This window comes from Streptomyces sp. HSW2009, assembly GCF_040240285.1.
GTDB lineage: Bacteria > Actinomycetota > Actinomycetes > Streptomycetales > Streptomycetaceae > Streptomyces.
The window spans coordinates 1-2,283 of sequence record NZ_JBEHZD010000853.1 but is presented as its reverse complement, the minus strand read 5'-3'; the positions used below and the strand labels follow the sequence as shown (position 1 = coordinate 2,283).

The following is a 2,283-nucleotide window of genomic DNA, read 5'->3' as shown; positions in this document are numbered from 1 at the left end:
CCCCCCGCGCCGCCGGCGGGGCGGCGTGCGCCGCGCCCCCCCCCCCCGGGCGCCCCCGGGGGGGGCCCCCCCCGGCCCCCCCCGGGGGCCCCCGCCGGGGGCGCCGGCCACCAGCCGGCCCCGCGGCGACCCACCCAGCACACCTGAGAGGCCAGCCCCGTGTCCGCCCCCGCGCCCCAGCCCGAGCTGCCGATCACCTTCCGCCCGACCCGCACCCGGGTCGTCCTGCTGGCCGTCGGCATCCTGCTGTTCCTCACCCTGCTGGCCATCGCGCTGGCCCTGCCGAGCCTGAGCCCCGGCGAGCGGATCAGCTTCATCTTCACCGGCGTGCTCTTCTGCGGCGTGCTCGCGCTGCTCGCCAGGCCCAAGGTGGTCGCCGAGCGGGACGGGGTGACCATCACCAACCTGACCACCGTACGGCGCCTTGAGTGGCCCGAAATCCTCAAGGTCAACCTCCGGCCGGGTGACCCCTGGGTCTTCCTCGACCTCGCCGACGGCACCAGTCTGCCCGTGCTCGGCATCCAGCCCGGCATCGCGAAGGCGCAGGCGATCGACGACGCGCGGGCGCTGCGGGCGCTCGCCGAGACCTACGGCACCGGCGACCACACCCGCTGACGGCCCTGCCCCAGGCGACTCCTCCTTGATTACTCTGGTGCCCGGGGCGCGTCCCGCGCCCCGCCCTCCGGTGGCAGTGCGCGCCGTGCGCGTGCCCGGAGGGGCACCTGCGACCCGAGGAGTGAATTCCTCCGCCGATGGACGGTTCGTCCTGTAGTACCCGCGCCGCCTCGCCACGTTCCCGGGAGGCGGCGGCATGAGCCTCACCGTCTCCCTCGCGCTGCTCGCCGCGGCGTTCTTCCTCATCCTCGCCAACGGCTTCTTCGTCGCCGCCGAGTTCGGCCTGGTCACGGTGGAGCGGGCGGACGCGGAGCGGGCCGCGGCCGGCGGCGACCGCCGGGCCGCCACCGTGGTCAGCGCGCTGCGGGAGCTCTCGTTCCAACTCTCCGGAACCCAACTCGGCATCACCATCACCTCGTTGGTGGTCGGCATGCTCGCCGAGCCCGCCCTCGGCCACCTGCTGACCGGCCCGCTGACCGCGACCGGCGTCCCCACCGGCGCCGTGCCGGGGCTCGCCGTGGTGGTGGGGATGCTGGTGGCCTCCGCCGCGCAGATGGTCATCGGCGAACTGGTGCCCAAGAACTGGGCGGTCTCCCGCCCGCTCCAGGTCGCCCGCTTCGTCGCCGGCCCGCAGCACGCCTTCGCCCGCTTCTTCCGCCCGCTGATCTCGCTGCTCAACACGGTCGCCAACCGGCTGGTACGGACCCTGGGCGTGGAGCCGACCGAGGAGCTGGCCTCGGCCCGTACCCCCGGCGAACTCGTCTCGCTGGCCCGGCACTCGGCGCGGGCGGGCGCCATCGAGCAGGACACCGCCGACCTGTTCGTGCGCACCCTCTCGCTGGCCGGGCTCACCGCCCAGCACGTGATGACGCCGCGGCTGCGGGTCAGCGCCCTGCACGCGACCGCCACCGGCCAGGACGTGCTGAACCTGACCCGGGCCACCGGCCTGTCCCGCTTCCCGGTCTACCGGGAGCGGCTGGACGAGGTGATCGGCATGGTGCACCTCAAGGACGCGCTCGCCATACCGGCGGGCGACCGGCTGCACACGCCGGTCGACGCCATCGCCCAACCGCCCCTCCTGGTGCCCATGACGCTGCCGGTGCAACTGCTGCTCAAGCAGTTGCGCAGCGATCAGCCGATCGCCGTGGTGGTGGACGAGTACGGCGGCACGGCCGGCGTCGTCACGCTGGAGGACATCGTGGAGGAGCTCGTCGGCGAGGTGCGCGACGAACACGACGCGGCCGACCTGCCGGAGCTGGTCCAGATCGCCGGCGAGGACGGCCGGCTGGTGTGGGAGGCCGACGGGAGCTGTCGCGTGGACACCCTGCTGCGGATCGGGCTGGCCGCGCCGGACGGCCCGTACGAGACCGCTGCCGGCCTGGTGGCCGGGGTGCTCGGGCGGATTCCGGCGGTGGGTGACACCGTCGAACTGCCCGGTGGCTGGAGACTGGCGGTCCGCCAGGTGGGTCATCACCGGGCGGAGCGGGTGCGCATCGTCCGTACGGTGCTGCCGCCGGCCGTGGTGCCGGCCCCGGCCGCGCCCGGCAGCCAGCTCGCCAGGACCGGGGCGGCGCCCGCGGCGGGCGCTTATAAACATCTGCCGCTGCCGCCGCTACTCCGTGTGTAGATCTCGGGGGTGGGCGGTTGATTTAAAAAAAATGGGGGGGG

At 74.5% G+C, this 2,283-nt stretch carries 2 protein-coding genes; both read left to right on the top strand.

Annotated elements, in window-relative coordinates:
- The first annotated feature begins 159 nt into the window (after positions 1 to 159).
- Complete coding sequence (locus AAHZ94_RS32910) at positions 160 to 615, top strand: PH domain-containing protein (protein ID WP_349997373.1); 456 nt, start codon at positions 160 to 162, stop codon at positions 613 to 615.
- A 196-nt stretch (positions 616 to 811) separates the two neighbouring features.
- The gene (locus AAHZ94_RS32905; RefSeq protein ID WP_349997372.1) at positions 812 to 2,242 is read left to right on the top strand and encodes a hemolysin family protein; all 1,431 of its coding nucleotides are present in this window, start codon (positions 812 to 814) and stop codon (positions 2,240 to 2,242) included.
- Positions 2,243 to 2,283 lie beyond the last annotated feature (41 nt).